14 protein-coding genes are annotated in these 17,587 nt (G+C 37.6%); 9 read left to right on the top strand and 5 right to left on the bottom strand.

The genetic code is table 11. The features are described from left to right. Nucleotides 1-57: 57 nt before the first annotated feature. Entirely contained in the window at nt 58-3,618 is a 3,561-nt protein-coding gene (dnaE, locus tag ACIQZ2_RS07775) for a DNA polymerase III subunit alpha (protein ID WP_395768286.1), read from the bottom strand. A 13-nt stretch (nt 3,619-3,631) separates the two neighbouring features. Beyond that, nucleotides 3,632-4,306, bottom strand: coding sequence for a DUF2461 domain-containing protein (locus ACIQZ2_RS07780; RefSeq protein ID WP_395768287.1), 675 nt, complete (start codon nt 4,304-4,306; stop codon nt 3,632-3,634). Between the two features lie 142 nt (nt 4,307-4,448). Between ACIQZ2_RS07780 and trpS the strand changes: the two genes are divergently transcribed. Together trpS and ACIQZ2_RS07790 are read left to right on the top strand one after the other, a co-directional pair. Next, the gene (trpS, locus tag ACIQZ2_RS07785; RefSeq protein ID WP_395768299.1) at nt 4,449-5,420 is read left to right on the top strand and encodes a tryptophan--tRNA ligase; all 972 of its coding nucleotides are present in this window, start codon (nt 4,449-4,451) and stop codon (nt 5,418-5,420) included. After that, complete coding sequence (locus tag ACIQZ2_RS07790; RefSeq protein ID WP_395768288.1) at nt 5,421-5,972, top strand: phosphatase PAP2 family protein; 552 nt, start codon at nt 5,421-5,423, stop codon at nt 5,970-5,972. On the opposite strand, the gene ACIQZ2_RS07795 is transcribed toward ACIQZ2_RS07790, so the two are convergent. Continuing rightward, nucleotides 5,945-6,943: an acyl-CoA reductase gene (locus ACIQZ2_RS07795; RefSeq protein ID WP_395768289.1), complete on the bottom strand. Its 999-nt coding sequence runs from the start codon at nt 6,941-6,943 to the stop codon at nt 5,945-5,947. The genes ACIQZ2_RS07790 and ACIQZ2_RS07795 overlap by 28 nt on opposite strands. Before the next feature lie 122 nt (nt 6,944-7,065). On the opposite strand from ACIQZ2_RS07795, the gene ACIQZ2_RS07800 reads away from it, so the two are divergent. The 3 genes from ACIQZ2_RS07800 (at nt 7,066) to ACIQZ2_RS07810 (ending at nt 10,264) form a co-directional block, all read left to right on the top strand. Then, entirely contained in the window at nt 7,066-7,416 is a 351-nt protein-coding gene (locus tag ACIQZ2_RS07800; protein ID WP_395768290.1) for a 4Fe-4S dicluster domain-containing protein, read from the top strand. 322 nt (nt 7,417-7,738) lie between these two features. Further along, on the top strand, nt 7,739-8,881 hold the full coding sequence (locus ACIQZ2_RS07805) for a porin (protein WP_395768291.1): 1,143 nt from the start codon (nt 7,739-7,741) through the stop codon (nt 8,879-8,881). A 36-nt stretch (nt 8,882-8,917) separates the two neighbouring features. Further along, on the top strand, nt 8,918-10,264 hold the full coding sequence (locus ACIQZ2_RS07810; RefSeq protein ID WP_395768292.1) for an ammonium transporter: 1,347 nt from the start codon (nt 8,918-8,920) through the stop codon (nt 10,262-10,264). 270 nt (nt 10,265-10,534) lie between these two features. Here the strand turns inward: ACIQZ2_RS07810 and mtaB are convergent, their stop codons facing one another. After that, nucleotides 10,535-11,854 (bottom strand): tRNA (N(6)-L-threonylcarbamoyladenosine(37)-C(2))-methylthiotransferase MtaB, encoded by a 1,320-nt coding sequence (gene mtaB, locus ACIQZ2_RS07815; protein WP_395768293.1) that lies wholly within the window; start codon nt 11,852-11,854, stop codon nt 10,535-10,537. A 91-nt stretch (nt 11,855-11,945) separates the two neighbouring features. Next, nucleotides 11,946-12,959 carry a glutamine synthetase beta-grasp domain-containing protein gene (locus ACIQZ2_RS07820; RefSeq protein WP_395768294.1) on the bottom strand — a complete coding sequence of 338 codons (1,014 nt, stop codon included), beginning with the start codon at nt 12,957-12,959 and terminating at the stop codon, nt 11,946-11,948. 240 nt (nt 12,960-13,199) lie between these two features. Here ACIQZ2_RS07820 and ACIQZ2_RS07825 point away from each other — a divergent pair, with 240 nt between their 5' ends. From ACIQZ2_RS07825 to ACIQZ2_RS07840, 4 genes are all read left to right on the top strand, one after another. Beyond that, complete coding sequence (locus ACIQZ2_RS07825; RefSeq protein ID WP_395768295.1) at nt 13,200-15,407, top strand: glutamine synthetase III; 2,208 nt, start codon at nt 13,200-13,202, stop codon at nt 15,405-15,407. Nucleotides 15,408-15,413: 6 nt separating this feature from the next. Next, nucleotides 15,414-15,974 carry a hypothetical protein gene (locus tag ACIQZ2_RS07830; RefSeq protein ID WP_395768296.1) on the top strand — a complete coding sequence of 187 codons (561 nt, stop codon included), beginning with the start codon at nt 15,414-15,416 and terminating at the stop codon, nt 15,972-15,974. A 3-nt stretch (nt 15,975-15,977) separates the two neighbouring features. After that, nucleotides 15,978-16,694: an RsmE family RNA methyltransferase gene (locus ACIQZ2_RS07835; RefSeq protein WP_395768297.1), complete on the top strand. Its 717-nt coding sequence runs from the start codon at nt 15,978-15,980 to the stop codon at nt 16,692-16,694. A gap of 94 nt (nt 16,695-16,788) precedes the next feature. After that, a complete protein-coding gene (locus ACIQZ2_RS07840; protein WP_395768298.1) occupies nt 16,789-17,550 on the top strand; it encodes an acyl-CoA desaturase in 762 nt (253 codons plus the stop codon). Nucleotides 17,551-17,587 lie beyond the last annotated feature (37 nt).

The following is a 17,587-nucleotide window of genomic DNA, read 5'->3' on the forward strand; positions in this document are numbered from 1 at the left end:
TTTTAAAATTCAAAATTATAACAATTCATTTACAAGATTAAGTTCCCAACAAATAATTTATGAAATTAGTCTAAATCCTACGGTATCTAATTTCATTAAATCAGCAATTAATGATTTACCAATTCGGATTTGCATCTTTCTTGATAAAAAGTCCATTTGCAATTTATCTTCTTCATCAAAAACCTCTATAACTAATTTTTTGCTGCCTTTGTTACGCTCCAAGACACCATATAAATTTTCTAGTAATGTGGGCGTCAAATGTTTTAGGTGTAAAGACAATTTCATTTCTTTTGTACGTTCTTCTAAAACTTCAGACAAAAGCTCAATAGACTGAATCTTAAACACCATTTGTTCGACATAACGATTCTTTTTTTGGTAAGAACCTTGCAAAAACAACATACGATCTTGACCGATAAATCGCTCAAATTCAATGTAATCTTTTCCAAACAAAGCAAATTCATAGTTCCCCGAATAATCCTCCAGCGTGAAAATCATGAATTGATTTCCATTCGCAGAGGTGCGCACATTAACTTTTGTAACAATACCGGCCACAGACTGAACAGCGCCAGGTTTTGAATCTAACTGCGTAACAGTAGAATTCGTAAAATTCTGAATTTCTACTTTATACTCATCTAAGGGGTGCCCAGAGATGTAGACACCAACAACCTCTTTTTCATTTTTCAATTGCTCCATTACCGACCAAGTATCCGAAGTAGGTATTCGAGGTTTAGCGATATCATTACCCGTTCCTGCACCCAGGTCACCAAACAATGATTGCGTAGCTTCTGCCTTCAATTCGGACATTCTTGACGCATATCGAACTATTTTATCAATAAATGAAGTTCCATCTTCGATTGTAAAATATTGAGGACGCTGTACTTCTGGAAAACAATCAAATGCGCCAGCCAAGGCCAAAGCTTCCATACTACGCTTGTTTACCTGACGTACGTTGACGCGAGAAACAAAATCAAAAATATCTTTGTATTCTCCATTTTTTGCACGCTCCTCAACAATTACATCGACAGCAGCTTCACCAACACCTCGAATAGCTCCCATACCGAAACGAATATGTCCTTTTTTATTTACTGCAAAAGAGCGCGAAGATTCATTCACATCGGGTACCAACAAAGGAATTCCCATCCGCTTACACTCATCCATAAAGAACGTAATCTTCTCAATATTCCCTAAAGAATTTGAAAGAACCGCCGCCATGAACTCTGATGGGTAATTAGCTTTTAAATAACCTGTCTGGTAAGCAACTAGTCCATAACAGGTCGAGTGAGATTTATTAAAGGCATATTGTGCAAACGCTTCCCAGTCAGTCCAAATTTTTTCTAATTTCGGTGCAGGGTGATTATTGGTTTGTCCACCTTCCATGAACTTACCCTTCATCTTATCGATTGTCGCCTTATCTTTCTTACCCATCGCTTTACGAAGGACATCGGCGTCTCCTTTAGAGAAATTCGCCAATTTCTGCGAAAGCAACATAACCTGTTCCTGATAAACTGTAATTCCATAAGTATCATGCAGATACTCTTCCATTTCGGGTAAATCGTATTCAATAGCTTCCCGACCGTGTTTACGAGCAATAAAATTAGGAATATAGACCATCGGACCTGGACGGAACAAGGCATTCATGGCAATTAAATCCGTAAATTGATCGGGCTTTAAATCGCGTAAATGCTTTTGCATGCCGGGTGACTCAAATTGGAAGGTTCCATTGGTTTCGGCACGCTGGTATAATTCAAAAGTACGTTTATCATCCAAAGGCAAATCATCCAAAACAATAGAAACACCATGATTTTGTTTAATCAACCTAACCGCCTCTTTTAAAATAGATAAGGTCTTTAAGCCCAAAAAGTCCATTTTAATTACACCAGCATTCTCGATAACTGATCCATCATATTGCGTAATAAGTAATGAAACGTCTTTGGATGATGCTACAGGTAAAATATCCGTCAAATCTGATGGTGCAATAATAATTCCAGCGGCGTGAATACCTGTACCCCGAACAGAGCCCTCCAAAACCAAGGCATTTTCGATAACAGACGCAGGCAAACCTCCAGATTCCTTGATTTGACGCAATTGCTTTACTTGCTCAATTTCTTCCGGATTCAAGCCTTCTTTATCAGCCAAACTCTTATCGCCGTTCAGAGGAGCATTAAAAATACGTTCTAAGGTGATCTTTGGCTTTTCAGGTACCAACTTAGCTAAGGCATTTGACTCAGAAAGAGGTAAATCCAAAACACGGGCTACGTCTTTAATTGACATCTTAGCAGCCATCGTACCATAGGTAGCGATATGTGCCACTTGATTCTTCCCGTATTTATCGACAACATAGTCAATCACTTTTTGTCGGCCTTCATCGTCAAAGTCCGTATCAATATCAGGCAATGACTTCCGATCAGGATTCAAGAAACGCTCAAAAAGCAGATTATATTTAATCGGATCAATATTCGTAATTCCTAAACAATAGGCTACGACTGAACCTGCAGCAGATCCACGACCTGGCCCTACATACACACCTAAATCTCGTCCCGCTTGAATAAAATCGGCTACAATTAGAAAGTAACCGGCAAATCCCATCGTTCGAATCGTATACAATTCGAAACGAAGTCGTTCTTCAACTACTTGTGCAATATCAACATAACGCTTTTTTGCGCCCTCCATGGTCAGATGTTCCAAATAATCATCTTGCGATTGAAAACTCGTGGGTATCTGAAAATTAGGAAGCATGACATCTTTGGTCAAATTCAATGTTTCGACCTTACCAACAATTTCATTCGTATTATCAATTGACTCTGGTATGTGAGACCAAAGTTTAGTCATTTCCTCTGTCGTCTTGAAATAAAATTGATCATTATAAAAAGCAAAACGCTTGCCTTTCATTTCGGAACCATCATCAATATCCTTGTAGGTAGGAGTGGCCTGTTTTTCTCCAGTATTAATACACAAGAGAATATCATGTGCATTGGCGTCTTTCTGATCCAAATAATGACTGTCATTGGACGCTATAACCTTGACATTGTACTTCTTAGCAAACTTTAACAATACCTCATTAACTATCTGTTGCTCAGGTATATGGTGATTCTGCACTTCAATATAATAGTCCTCGCCAAACAGGTCTAACCACCATTTAAATTCCTTTTCTGCTTCTTCCTCACCTGAACGTAAAATTGCTTGAGGAACCGAAGCTCCTAAACAACACGTCGTAGCAATCAATCCTTTGTGATATTTTAGTACGAGTTCCTTATCGATTCGAGGATATTTCGAATACATACCCTCCATAAAGCCTAAAGAACATAGCTTGACCAAGTTTTGATATCCTTCCGGATTTTTCGCAAGAAACAGTTGATGATAACGCTTATCTTTTTGCTCTTTCGTAAAACTCTGCTTATGTCGGTCTGTTACCAAATAGAATTCACAACCCACAATCGGTTTAACACCATGCTTTCCTGCTTCAGCAACAAATTGGAAAGCACCAAACATATTTCCGTGGTCAGTAATAGCCACTGCAGGCATATTATCTTCTTTCGCCTTTTTAAACATCGAAGAAATTTTCGATGCGCCATCCAATAATGAAAACTGCGAGTGATTATGTAAATGCGAGAATTGCATATATTAAAGGAAATTAAAAAGTTTCTTTATCAAAAAAAGTGGTATTCAAAAAAATTAAAAAAGGCTTCATCACTTTGGAATCAGCCATTAATTGTTCTGAAAAATTTGGATGTACAATTTCCTTATCGGTATAATGCTTCCAATAAAACAACTGCTTGCGACGCAAATAAGGAGCATCTTCTGGCGAAGGATCAAATCCTTTGGGAACTTTCTGAAGCATTTCCCCTTCCGCGGCACCAAAGGTTTTAACAAAAATAGAAGATTCTACAATTTTCCTCAAAGCTGCCCCATTATAATCTACCTCTTGGCGATATTTAGCCATTTGTTCGGGCGTTGGATTATACATACCGCCACCTAAAAACGACTTTCCACCAGGTTCGATGTGTAGGTAGTAGTCCATAAATCCAGATCGCCGACCACCTTCTGAAAAACTAGCTGAAAACCAGGTCTTATAAGGATCCTTATTTTTTGAAAATCGGACATCACGGTAAATACGATAGGAGCAATGCTTTCTTTCAACACCATCCATGTTTTCAAATTCGCTATAGGCAACGATGAGCGAATCAATTAATTCATCAAATTTTCCTTTTTCAAGGTCATACACCCCTTTATTGGCTGCAAACCATTCCCGCGAATTATTCGCTTTCAAATCAGACAAAAAGGTTAAAAGACCAGGGGAGATGGACATGTAAAATCGACAAATTATAGGTAAACGAAATTAGGGAAAAATTAGCAGAAAGCCCATGAGAAAAGAAGACAATTTAATGACAAAAAATATATTGGGAGATTTGAATGAATTTCGTGATTTTTGTAAAATTATTAATGGATTTATGCGCATTTTAACTGGTATTCAATCTTCAGGTAAACCTCATTTAGGAAATATTTTAGGGGCAATCATGCCCGCTATTGAACTTTCAAAAAAACCGGGTAACGAGTCATTTTTGTTTATCGCCGACCTGCACACCTTGACAAGTCTTCGAGATGGTGAACAAATTCGCGCCAATACATTATCTATTGCAGCCGCTTGGCTAGCTTTTGGGTTTGATACCGACAAAAACTTTTTCTATCGTCAATCTAAATTAGCTGGTTACCATACCGAAATCATGTGGTACCTAAATTGTGTCACACCTTACCCGATGTTGGCAAATGCCCATAGCTTTAAAGATAAAACAAGCCAAATGGCGAATGTCAATGCGGGTTTATTCACATACCCCGTTTTACAGGCGGCAGATATTGTTCTATATGATGCTGAAATCATACCTGTAGGTAAGGACCAACAGCAACATATCGAAATGACGCGTGATATGGCTGGTGCATTTAATCGAATGGCGAATAAGGAAATTTTTGTGATTCCAGAAGCAGCGATTAATAAAGACGTCATGACCATTCCAGGAATTGATGGCAACAAAATGAGTAAGTCATTGAATAACTACCTCGATGTTTTCTTACCTGAAAAGGATCTTTTAAAGCAGATTAAGAAAATCGAATCGGATTCAACGCCTTTGGAAGACCCAAAGAATCCTGAAAAAGACATAACATTTACCTTATATTCATTATTAGCAAGCCCTGAGCAAATAGCAGAAATGCGACAAAACTATCTTGCCGGTGGTTATGGTTACGGTCACGCTAAACAAGCTTTACACACTTTGATGTTGGAACATTTCAAAGAAGCGCGCGAAAAATTCGATTATTACATCAACAATCCCAAACTAATCGAAGAAAAGCTTGAGATTGGAGAAAAAAAAGTTGAAGTCATTGCCGCGGCGACCTTATCTCGCGTTCGTGAAGTTTTTAAATTTTAAATGATGTTTCCAACTTGGGATTCAACCTTGTTTAGAGTAATCAATGAGTGGCATAGCGATTCATGCGATGTATTCATGATCTTTCTATCGGATAAATTGGTTTGGATTCCCTTGTACATTATATTGATTTGGAAAATTTATCAGTCCAATCCAAAGGTATTTAAATCAGCTATTCTATATGTAATCTTGTCAATTGTTTGGGCAGATCAAATCTCATCGAATTTATTAAAACCCCTAGTAAAACGTCTTCGACCAAGCCATGTTGAAGATTTTCAATCCTGGATACATTTACCAAACGGAGCAGGGGGCATGTACGGATTTTGTTCATCGCATGCAGCGAATTCATTTGCTATCGCTATGTGCATTTATTTATTGACTAAAAACAAGCCCTTAGGTATATCCTTATTCATTTGGGCTGCACTCATTTCATATAGTAGAATCTACTTGGGCGTACATTATCCATTGGATGTCATTACCGGAGCGTTTGTTGGCCTTAGCGGCGCATACATTCTCAAAAAAGTCGTCTATGACAAGTTAACCAAGAATTCATAAGTATTTACCCCGTCGGCAAAATCATCCAAAGCCGGTGATTGAGCATGACCAAAGGGTATGTGTTGTGTCCCCACGACACATTGAATCTTTTCTTTATGTTGATCCAACCAAACCTCTAGATCATTTTGAGAAGCATAACGGTGGATATGCAAAACACCGACAGGGGAGACGAGAGACTCATTTTCGCTAACAATTAGATTACCTAAATCAAAGTGCGGAACTTGATTAAGTAATAGCAAGGTTTTGTGATATTGGTAATTATTTGAATACTTCGTATGATCTAAAACCCAATCAACCTGAGTTAGCACATCAAATAATGGAATTAAATCAAAATCCAACGGAATAGCTAAGCTTGAAACATTTCGACAACCTAAGCCATAATAGGTAAATACATCCTTTGCAAGTCCTTCAAAATCAGAAACAGACTCACTACCAGTAAAAACAGCTACCGAGCTCCTATTTTTACGAATAATGTGCGGAATTTTAGCGAAGTAATTCGAAAAATAAGAAGACGAAAAGTCGGAACCGGTGGCGATAACCGCATCAACTTTTGATAATCGCTCAACAACATCAATTGAGACAGAAGCATCGATTGACCGGATAGCGTCTATATATAAAAGCATCAAGGCTGAATCTTGAGAACTTAATTTAACGACGGCCTGATTTCCAGAAGCAATAACCATTAATAAATCATGCATACCAACAGCCGGCAAATTACCAGAAAGAATCAAACCAACCTTTGCTTTGGAATCTTTAGGCAAACCATATTTATCAAAAAAAGATATCCAAATAGCTACATCCAAAAACTGTGATTCAATTGCTTTCATGGCATCACGAATCAATGAATCCGAGAACCATGCATTTTCATTTTTCGCTTTTTCTATAAATAGTTCAATTTTATCTTCATTCGTTGAATCCTGAAAATACAGACTCAAACGATAAATTAGCGACTCAAACTGTTCTTTAATCATTATATAGGGACTTTGGAAGAATAATCTAATTACAAAGTTGCCAAAAAATTATAATAGTCTTCATAAATTATATACTATTCAAAACTTCTTGTGTAAATTGCACAAAATTTTTAATACTTGTTATGGCAATTATCATTACTGACGAATGTATTAACTGTGGGGCTTGTGAACCAGAATGCCCAAACACAGCTATTTATGAGGGAGGCGTAGAATGGACATGGGCAGGAGGGACCTCACTAACTGAGGTTGAACTAGAAGATGGTTCTGCAATGGATGCTAAATTGCCTATTGAACCCGTATCTGAAGAATTTTATTATATCGTTCCAGATAAGTGTACTGAATGCACAGGCTTTCATGAGGAACCTCAATGCGCTGCAGTTTGTCCAGTTGATTGCTGCGTGCCGGATCCGGACCACGTAGAAGACTTGCAAACATTAGAAGCGAAAAAAGCTTGGTTACACGGAGAAGCGTAAAACAGCAAAATACATATCATACTAAAAGAGCCCGAAAAACATCGGGCTCTTTTTTTTGTCCAAGTAAATTATTCTCATTTCCAAATCTCCTCTTTGTAATATTCTAATATAAAAATATTTTCGGTTTAAAATCATTGTGCTTTTTCATGTTTTTTTGCAAAATCAATAAATATTGGTTTAATTTTTAACCTATTTTCTTTTATTTTTTGAAAATTAATAAAAAACAGGTTTAATTTTTTAGCAAAAAGCTTGCGTGTTAGTATTTTTTGTTCAATCTTTGATAAGTAATCAAGCACTTATAAACTTTTAAACAATTAAGCTCATGAAGAAATCTATCCTAACAGCATTATTCTCAGCAATAGCATTTTGTGGATTTTCCCAAGAAAAAGAAGCTGAAGCTCCAAAATTTACTTTCTCGGGTTACATTGATTCGTACTATATGTTAAATTTTAATAGCCCGTCGAATCGCAGTAATCTTGGATCATCCGGTTATGAAAGAGCATTTGATCAAAAGTCAAATCAATTTTCATTAGGACTCGTACAAACAAAGTTCGGCTATGCTACAAAAAATTCAGATGTGGTTGTTGACTTAACCTTTGGACCTAATGCAGATTTAGGACAGTACGGAAATGTCATTGGCCCTTTAGGTGCTGGCAAAGCATCTACATCCTTAGCAATCAAACAAGCTTATTTCAATTGGAAGGCTTCTGACAAATTAACCTTAACGGTTGGTCAGTTTGGAACTCACATTGGTTATGAGGTAATCGATGCTCCAGTTAACTACAATTACTCACTTTCTAATTTATTTAATAATGGTCCATTTTATCACATCGGAGCTAAAGCGAATTATGCATTTAGTGACAAATTTTCTACCATGGTTGGATTGGTCAACAATGTGGATAATTTAAATGATAATAATTCAGCTAAAGGATTGATTTATCAAGTATTTACATCACCAGTAGCAGGATGGAATGTTTATGTGAATGGCATCACGTCTAATGAGTCAGCGCCATTAGCTTCCGGTAAGAATGATTCAGGAAGTTATAATTTATTAGACTTAACTACTTCATACCAAGTAACACCAAAATACTTATTAGGACTTAATGCGGCCTATGGATCACAAACGGGAGACTTTCAAGGCGGCGGTAATGTAGGTGATAGCAAAACATGGGGTGGTGTTGCCTTATACTCAAATTATGCTTTCACTGATAAGTTTAGCATCGGCGGTCGATATGAAGTATTTGACAACACTTCAGGTGCAAGAGCATTGCGCGCCGCAGATGGCTCAGGGACCGATGTAAGTTCACTTACCCTGACAGCAACCTTTACTGCAGCTGATGGTCATTTATTGATTAAGCCTGAACTACGTTCTGATTCATACAAGACGGCTCAATTTGTTGACGGAGACGAAAAAGAACAGAAGTCGCAAACGACCGTAGGCTTACACTTTATTTATAAGTTTTAATTTTCACATTTTTTCACTCTATAATTCAGTAAGAACATGACTTCACAAAAACCAACATGGATTCCAATGCTTGTATTATTAGCTATTGCAGTCCTAGCTTTATTTACAACATCTGTACCAGGAGCAATGCCAACAGAAGGATTAGACACAGGAGATACAGCCTGGATGATAGTAGCCTCAGGATTGGTATTATTAATGACTCCAGGGCTCGCTTACTTTTATGGCGGTATGGTAAATCACAAAAATGTCATTTCTACCATGTTGCAGTCTTTTATTGCTATGGGCGTTATTTCGGTAATTTGGATTGTTTTTGGATTCTCCTTGGCCTTTGGTGATTCCTTAGGTGGCTGGATAGGTGACCCTAGAACTTTTTTTATGTTCAATGGTGTATTTGACCACAAGTTATCACTAGGTTCATCTGATCAATTAAAATTCACCATCCCTTTTGCTTTGTTCGCATTCTTCCAAATGAAGTTTGCCGTTATTACTCCAGCCCTTATTTCAGGAGCTTTGGCTGAGCGAATTAATTTCCGCGCTTTTGTATTGTTTATGGTTTTATTCTGTGTGGTGGTTTATGCACCGTTGGCACATTGGACTTGGCATCCTGACGGTTTCCTTTTCAACCTTGGTGTCCTTGATTTTGCTGGAGGAACAGTTGTTCACATGTCGGCAGGTTGGGCTGCATTAGCTGGTGCTTTGTATTTACGTCGTCGTAAATCGCACATCGAGTCAAATATTTTGCCTCCAGCTAACATTCCATACGTATTATTAGGAACTGGTTTATTGTGGTTCGGTTGGTTTGGCTTTAATGCAGGTTCAGCTGTAGGAGCAAATGGATTAGCTGTAACAGCTTTTGCAACAACACATGTGGCAGCGGCTGCAGCAGGTTTATCGTGGATTCTATTTGATGTTACACGTGGCAAAAAAGTTTCTGCCTTAGGTTTTTGTATCGGTGCAGTTGTTGGCTTAGTAGCTATCACACCTGCATCAGGGTTTGTAACTGTACCTGTTGCTATTTTCATTGGTGTCATTGCTGCCATTGTTTCAAACATAGCGGCACATTGGCGTGCGAGCTCAAATTTAGATGATACATTAGACGTATTCCCTTGCCACGGATTAGGTGGCATGGTAGGTATGCTAATGACCGGAATATTCGCAACCAAAGCAGTGAATTCAGCGGTTGCAGGAGAAGGCTTATTTTACGGTGAAACCGATTTATTCATAAAACATTTATTAGCCCTGGCAATAGTATCTGCCTTTGCTTTTGGTTTATCATATTTATTATTAATAGTGACAGATAAAATTATCCCTTTACGTGTTAACGAAGAAGAGGAAAGATTAGGATTGGACATCTCGCAACACGACGAGTCGATTGCAGAATAGTCTAAAAAGCTGAGCCGCAAGTAATGGTTCTTGTGGTTTTGTTTCAATCAAAAAGCCGACGACTTATGGTTGTTGGCTTTTTTGTTTGCTGGATATTAAACGTTGGACATTAAAAGTTGGACATTAGACTTTGGACGTTAGACTTTGGACGTTAGACTTTGGACGTTAGAAGTTGGACACTAATCGTAGGGCCCTAATCTACTTAGACCAACTGCCAAAAATAAAATAGACGCAAATTTTCGAGTCTACACAAAAAATATATGCCTGTACCTAGCGACCAACTATCAATATTTCTCCTTTTACATGACCCGAATCCATGATGGATTTATAACGAACGGGCTGTACGGTATTGATTAACAAGGGGTCATATGGAACCGCAAGTCGAACATAATTTTCAGAAAAACCTTCCATGAGACCATTATCTGTTGACTCCTCAAATAAAACATTTCCTGTTTTATTTAATTGGCTTTCATAAAAAGCCCTCCTTTTTTTATCAGATAATATATGAAGCATTTTGGACCGTTCGGACTTTTGCATTCCATCGACTTTGGGAAGAATGTCTACCGCATAGGTATTTGCTCGTTCTGAATATGGAAAAACATGTAAATAGGAAACAGCCAATTCAGTAATAAATTGGTATGTTTCTAAAAATAATTCAGGTGTTTCCCCTGGATGACCTACAATCACATCGACTCCTATACAGGCATTCGGCATAACTGACCGAATTAAACTCACACGATCTTGGTAGAGTTCTCTTTGGTATCTTCGCTTCATAAGCCTAAGAACAGCGTTAGATCCCGACTGAAGTGGAATATGAAAATGCGGAACAAAACGTTTTGAACTTGCTAAAAATTCAATCATTTCTGACGTAAGCAAGTTGGGCTCTATACTCGAAATACGAAAACGCTCTATGGAAGCGTTGGCATCAATGGCTTTAATTAGATCAAAAAAGCTTTCTACACGTTTACCTTGTTGGATACCAAAGTCACCAATATTAACACCGGTCAAAACGATTTCTTTTACTCCATTAGCAGCAACTTCTTCAATCAGTGACAATACTTTTTCTATAGAATCCGATCGTGATTGACCACGTGCTAACGGTATCGTACAATAGGAGCAAGGATAATCGCAACCATCTTGAACTTTTAAAAAGGTTCTCGTACGATCATTAACACTATATGAAGCATGATAATCTAAATCATAGCGAATATCAGAAGCAATTAATTTAGGTAAATCAGAAACAGTCCGATCCAAATAGGGTGGGAGCAACTGGGGCAATTGAAATTTCTCATTGGCCCCCAATACTAAATCAACACCCGGAATAGCTGAAATCTCTTCTGGTTTCAACTGAGCATAGCAACCTATAATAACAACCGTTGCGGCAGGATTAATTTTTTTAGCCTCCCGAACAACTTTCTTACATTTCTTGTCAGCCTGTTCAGTGACACTACAAGTATTGATAACAAATAAATCGGGTTCATCTTGAAATTCGGCACGCACAAACCCCATCGGTTCTAAAGAACGTGCTATCGAGCTAGATTCCGCGAAATTTAACTTACAACCCAGTGTATAAAAGGCGACCTTTTTCATTTATCCAATTCAGGATGCAAAATAAAACAAAAATGGCGGGAAAACCCGCCATTTTAAATCATAAAGTATATAAATGCAAGATTAAATCGCGTTAAACTTTCGCTGTTTTTACCGTCTTAATGATACGGGCAGCTACTTTATATGGATCAGCCGCCGAATTTGGACGACGATCTTCTAACCAACCTTTCCATCCTTTTTCTACAACCGCAATAGGTATGCGGATTGATGCACCACGATCCGATATTCCATAAGAAAAATCATGAATAGAAGCTGTTTCGTGCTTTCCAGTCAATCGCATATGATTATCAGCACCATAAACTTCGATGTGTTCCTTAACAAAAGGCGCAAATGATTGACAAATTTTGTCATAAGCCTCTTTGTTTCCAGCCGTACGCAATGTGGTATTTGAAAAATTCGCGTGCATTCCAGACCCATTCCAATCTAACTCACCTAGAGGCTTACAGTGCCAGTTAATTGCAACACCATATTTCTCACCTAAACGCTCCAAAATATAACGTCCTAACCAAATTTCATCACCAGCTTGTTTTGCTCCTTTTGCGAACATTTGGAATTCCCATTGTCCAGCGGCAACTTCAGCATTAATACCTTCTATATTTAAACCTGCGTCGATACACAAGTCCAAGTGCTCTTCAATAATTTCACGACCAAACGCATTCTTAGCGCCTACTGAACAGTAATAAGGTCCCTGAGGCCCTGGGTAACCATTTGATGGAAAACCTAAAGGCTTATTCGTTTCTGGATCCCATAGGAAATATTCTTGTTCAAAACCAAACCAAAAATCATTATCATCATCATCAATTGTTGCACGTCCATTTGACTCATGTGGCGTACCATCAGCGTTCAAAACTTCACACATAACTAAGTAACCATCGCGACGTGCTGGATCTGGACAAACATAAACAGGTTTCAATAAACAATCGGAAGAACCACCTTCAGCCTGAAGGGTAGAAGAACCATCGAATGACCACATATCGAGGTCTTCTAATTTGCCACTAAAATTATTCTCAATTTTAGTCTTAGAACGTAAACTCTGCGTTGGCTTGTAGCCATCCAACCAAATGTACTCTAATTTTGATTTAGCCATGATGTTAAACTTGATTTCGTAAAAAAAATACTTTTTAGGGTGATTATGTAGCAAAAATAATCCTCTTTTTGACAAAAACAATAGTATTTTTGGAAAAATAGTATAAAATCAATCCTAAATTTTACAATAATTCAAAAAATCCAAATATTAATTGGAAAATTCAATCAATTTATTTTCATTTTTTGACATTTTTTATCCCGCCACAATTCGCTATTTTTACCTAACGAATTAATAATTATTATGGCAATAACTAGATTTAAGGCACTTGAGCTGGCTCAATCCCGTACAACAACTCCAGTAAAGCTTCCTACTGAAAAAGTATCAGACTATTACGGAAGTATGACCTTCAGCGATGAGGTAATGAGATCACTCTTATCTCCTGAAGCTTATCTTAAAATAAATACCGCAATTCAAACGGGTTCTAAAATAGATCGTGATGCTGCTGATGAAGTTGCTGCAGCCATGAAATCATGGGCTATTTCAAAAGGGGCAACGCATTACACGCACTGGTTTCAACCATTAACGGGTACTACAGCAGAAAAACATGATTCATTTTTTGATATCGATTTAAGTAATGGAAAGGCTGTTGAAAAATTCAAAGGTTCAGCCTTGGTTCAGCAAGAACCAGATGCCTCTTCTTTCCCGAATGGAGGTATCCGTTCCACCTTTGAGGCTCGAGGCTACACGGGTTGGGATCCTTCTTCACCTGCGTTTATCATGGAAAACGCCGCGGGAACAGCTACATTATGTATACCTTCTGTGTTTGTATCGTATACTGGCGAAGCATTGGATTACAAAACTCCTTTATTGAAATCCATTGAATTAGTTGATAAAGCTGCAACTGCTGTAATCAAAGAATTTTTTAGTCGTGACGTTAGTAAAGTCATTCCTACACTAGGAGCAGAGCAAGAATATTTTGTAGTAGACGAAGCCTTATTTAATGCGCGTCCCGATTTAGTTATGGCAGGACGTACGGTATTTGGTCATGCACCTGCAAAAGGCCAACAATTGGAAGATCACTACTTTGGATCTATTCCAAACCGTGTAAATACTTTTATGGTAGATTTTGAAATCGAGGCACTAAAACTCGGTATGCCTGTAAGAACGCGTCATAATGAAGTAGCACCAGCTCAGTTTGAGGTGGCACCAACCTTTGAAGAGGCCAACTTAGCTTGCGATCACAATGCATTGTTAATGGATTTAATGTCCAAGGTTGCTTCAAAACATAAATTAAAAGTGTTGTTCCATGAAAAACCCTTTGCTGGAATAAATGGCTCAGGCAAGCACAATAACTGGGCATTAGCAACGGATACGGGAATTAATTTATTAGCACCGTCTTCTAAGCCCAAAGAAAATTTACGTTTCTTGACTTTCTTTGTTAATACGTTAAAAGCGGTGCACGATCGGGCAGATTTATTACGTGCATCAATTGCCTCAGCTGGAAATGAACATCGCCTAGGTGCTAATGAGGCTCCACCAGCTATTGTATCTGCATTTTTAGGCAGTACAATGAGTCAAGTGTTGGACGATATGGAAAATATGGATGGGCTGGATGAGATTCAACTGGAAAAAGGGGATAACGTCTATCTCAAATTAGGTATCAATAAAATCCCTTCTTTGATTTTAGATAATACAGACAGAAACCGAACTTCGCCTTTTGCATTTACTGGAAACAAATTTGAATTCCGCGCAGTAGGATCGTCAGCTAATTCAGCTGCACCGATGACGGTTTTGAATACCATAGTAGCTGACCAATTGATTAAATTCCGCAAAGAAGTTGAAGTTATTCTTGAAAAAGGTGTCAAAAAAGAATTAGCCATTATGGAAGTTCTAAAACGCTATGTAAAAGAATCGAAAAATATCCGATTTGAAGGAAATGGTTATTCAGATGAATGGGTAGAAGAAGCTGCGCGTCGTGGATTATCTAATTTAAAGACAACACCAGAAGCATTAGCCGTTTATGCACGTCCAGAATCTATTGAATTATTCACTAAACATGGTATATACTCAAAAGAAGAGATGCATGCTCGCCATGAAATTGAGTTAGAAAACTACGTGAAAAAAATTCAAATTGAATCGCGTGTTATTGGAGATATGGCCATTAACCACATAGTATCAACATCGTTGAAATATCAAACGCAATTGGTTGAAAATGTAAAAGGTCAAAAGGAAATTGGCATTGATCCACAATATTATGCACCGACGGTTGAGATGATTAAGAAAATCTCTGAATACACTTCCAGCATCGTTCGTTTGCAAAATGAAATGACTGAAGCGCGTAAAGAGGCAAATAATATTGAAGAACTAGAGGAAAAAGCAACTCTATACGGAACTAAGGTCAAAGGATTCTTTGAAGAAATTCGCTATGCGGTAGATAAATTAGAATTAATAGTAGATGATGATGAGTGGCCATTACCAAAGTACCGTGAATTACTACTTGTAAAATAATCCTACATGGCAAAGCAACCAAACCCTGGTTTTTTAAACGAGGAAATCCAAACGATAAAAGATCAATGCAGACAAGCAAATAGATCCTTTATTGTTATTGAGGATGATGATTTACCTACAGGTAATGAAAAGGAAATGGTTCATATTCAGTTTGTGGGCACTTTCAACAAGCAAGAAGTCATTTATGATGCAATACTTTGCACATTGCAATTGCATTATGCTAGCGCCATTTATGAAGCTGCAGAACAGGAAGCTATTCATCATTTTCCTCTGTACGTTCCGATTGAAAATAGAGACGAAACTTACATAGAAAACGAATCTCTGGATGAGGAAGTTGAAGTGATGATCCTTGAAATCATCGACGAACTTGAAGAAAATGATGAAATTAAGGTAAGTGAATATATTGAAATCGATGAAGATTTCGAATTTGGTATCGGGCTTGAAGCAGCATTATACGTTCCATCACTCGAGGATGAGACCATAGAAAAGTTTATTTCTGATTTCAATGGAGGGACACTTTCCTTAGACCCATCACGTTTCTCTTTCCGATCCGAAGATCCCGAATAATACATGAGTAAATATGTATTTTATGCACCCAACCCGACAAACAATGGATTTTTATCTGAAGAAGAATCCTTTCATGCTTGTCGGGTTTTACGCATGCGAAATGGAGATACCATTCGCTTACTCGATGGCAAAGGGGGGCATTTTGAAGCTTTGGTGGATGTGATTGATTCAAAAAAAACGTCATATTCCAACTTGACATTACTTGAAAAACAAGAAAAACCAGCCTATCAAATCCATCTATTTGTAGCACCTACCAAGCAAATGGAGAGAATGGAGTGGATGGTGGAAAAATGTTGTGAATTTGGAATACATCAAATAGGTTTTTTTATTTCAAAAAATTCTGAGCGAAAAGAATTAAAGGGAGCACGCTTGGAAAAAATAGCCATCGCTGCATTAAAACAATCGAAAAATTTGTTCCTACCGCAAATACGAGCGATTGAATCGCTTAAAAGCGTTATTGAAGCAGCGAAAAAAGAAACAAGAACTCAATCATTTTTTGCACATATCAGTAATCCACCTGTAAATACACTGCATAAACAGATTAAACTAAATCATTCCTATAATGTGTTCATTGGTCCAGAAGGTGATTTTACACCTGAAGAAACCCAACTGTTTTTACAAGCCGATTTTGTTCCATTCAGTTTAGGTAAAGCTATCTTACGGACAGAAACAGCTTGTATTGCTACTACGCATGCAATCCATTTACTTCATGAAATTTAGTAAACTGACTAAAATCAGAAAAGAATTACGTTATTTTGAACAAAGTAGAGAAATTCATGTTTAAATTTGCGAACAGTCATTTTAAATTTTACTTATGCAATTAGTACTTCCAGCATTTATCATTCATTGGTACGTGTCATTGTTTAGTCAAACTTTCTTTTTACATCGATATTCTGCTCATAAGATGTTTTTAATGAGCAAGTTTTGGGAGAAATTTTTCTACTTTTTAACCTACTTGTCTCAAGGTTCTTCATTTTTAAGCCCAAGAGCTTATGCCATTTTGCACCGTATGCATCATGCATTCTCTGATACAAAAAAAGATCCGCATTCACCTATGTTCTCAAGTAACGTGTTCACGATGATGTGGAAAACGAAGGATATTTACAATGCCGTGCTTAACCGTAAGGAAAAAGTAGAGGAGCGCTTTGAGCATGATTATCCCGTATCAAAAACCATTGAACGTATAGGTGATTCATGGGTCTCACGTATCGGATGGGGAATTGCTTACGCATCCCTTTACATTGTAGCTTTCGTTTATTTTGACATGCATTGGGCATTTTTCTTTTTATTACCCGTGCATTTTTTAATGGGCCCAGTTCATGGTGCTATTGTTAACTGGTCGGGTCATAAATATGGCTACCAAAACTACGATAACCACGATCACTCGCGCAATTCATTGGTTTTTGATGTTGTAATGATGGGAGAATTATTCCAAAATAACCACCACAAACTACCTAATCGGGTAAACTTTGCAACAAAATGGTTTGAATTTGATCCTACTTATCCGATGATTAAATTACTGACTTGGTTGAAAATCATTCGCCCGAATGTAAAAGATCCAGATGCTAAATTTTAAGTATCAAAATAAATTAAAAAGGCTATCAATTTGATAG

The organism is Aquirufa sp., assembly GCF_044342065.1.
GTDB lineage: Bacteria > Bacteroidota > Bacteroidia > Cytophagales > Spirosomataceae > Aquirufa.

Excerpts from the sequence above, each read along its gene's own strand:
- dnaE (WP_395768286.1), bottom strand. The coding sequence starts at position 3,618 with ATGCAATTCTCGCATTTACATAATCACTCGCAGTTTTCATTATTGGAT.
- ACIQZ2_RS07780 (WP_395768287.1), bottom strand. The coding sequence starts at position 4,306 with ATGTCCATCTCCCCTGGTCTTTTAACCTTTTTGTCTGATTTGAAAGCG.
- trpS (WP_395768299.1), top strand. The coding sequence starts at position 4,449 with ATGCGCATTTTAACTGGTATTCAATCTTCAGGTAAACCTCATTTAGGA.
- ACIQZ2_RS07790 (WP_395768288.1), top strand. The coding sequence starts at position 5,421 with ATGATGTTTCCAACTTGGGATTCAACCTTGTTTAGAGTAATCAATGAG.
- ACIQZ2_RS07795 (WP_395768289.1), bottom strand. The coding sequence starts at position 6,943 with ATGATTAAAGAACAGTTTGAGTCGCTAATTTATCGTTTGAGTCTGTAT.
- ACIQZ2_RS07800 (WP_395768290.1), top strand. The coding sequence starts at position 7,066 with ATGGCAATTATCATTACTGACGAATGTATTAACTGTGGGGCTTGTGAA.
- ACIQZ2_RS07805 (WP_395768291.1), top strand. The coding sequence starts at position 7,739 with ATGAAGAAATCTATCCTAACAGCATTATTCTCAGCAATAGCATTTTGT.
- ACIQZ2_RS07810 (WP_395768292.1), top strand. The coding sequence starts at position 8,918 with ATGACTTCACAAAAACCAACATGGATTCCAATGCTTGTATTATTAGCT.
- mtaB (WP_395768293.1), bottom strand. The coding sequence starts at position 11,854 with ATGAAAAAGGTCGCCTTTTATACACTGGGTTGTAAGTTAAATTTCGCG.
- ACIQZ2_RS07820 (WP_395768294.1), bottom strand. The coding sequence starts at position 12,959 with ATGGCTAAATCAAAATTAGAGTACATTTGGTTGGATGGCTACAAGCCA.
- ACIQZ2_RS07825 (WP_395768295.1), top strand. The coding sequence starts at position 13,200 with ATGGCAATAACTAGATTTAAGGCACTTGAGCTGGCTCAATCCCGTACA.
- ACIQZ2_RS07830 (WP_395768296.1), top strand. The coding sequence starts at position 15,414 with ATGGCAAAGCAACCAAACCCTGGTTTTTTAAACGAGGAAATCCAAACG.
- ACIQZ2_RS07835 (WP_395768297.1), top strand. The coding sequence starts at position 15,978 with ATGAGTAAATATGTATTTTATGCACCCAACCCGACAAACAATGGATTT.
- ACIQZ2_RS07840 (WP_395768298.1), top strand. The coding sequence starts at position 16,789 with ATGCAATTAGTACTTCCAGCATTTATCATTCATTGGTACGTGTCATTG.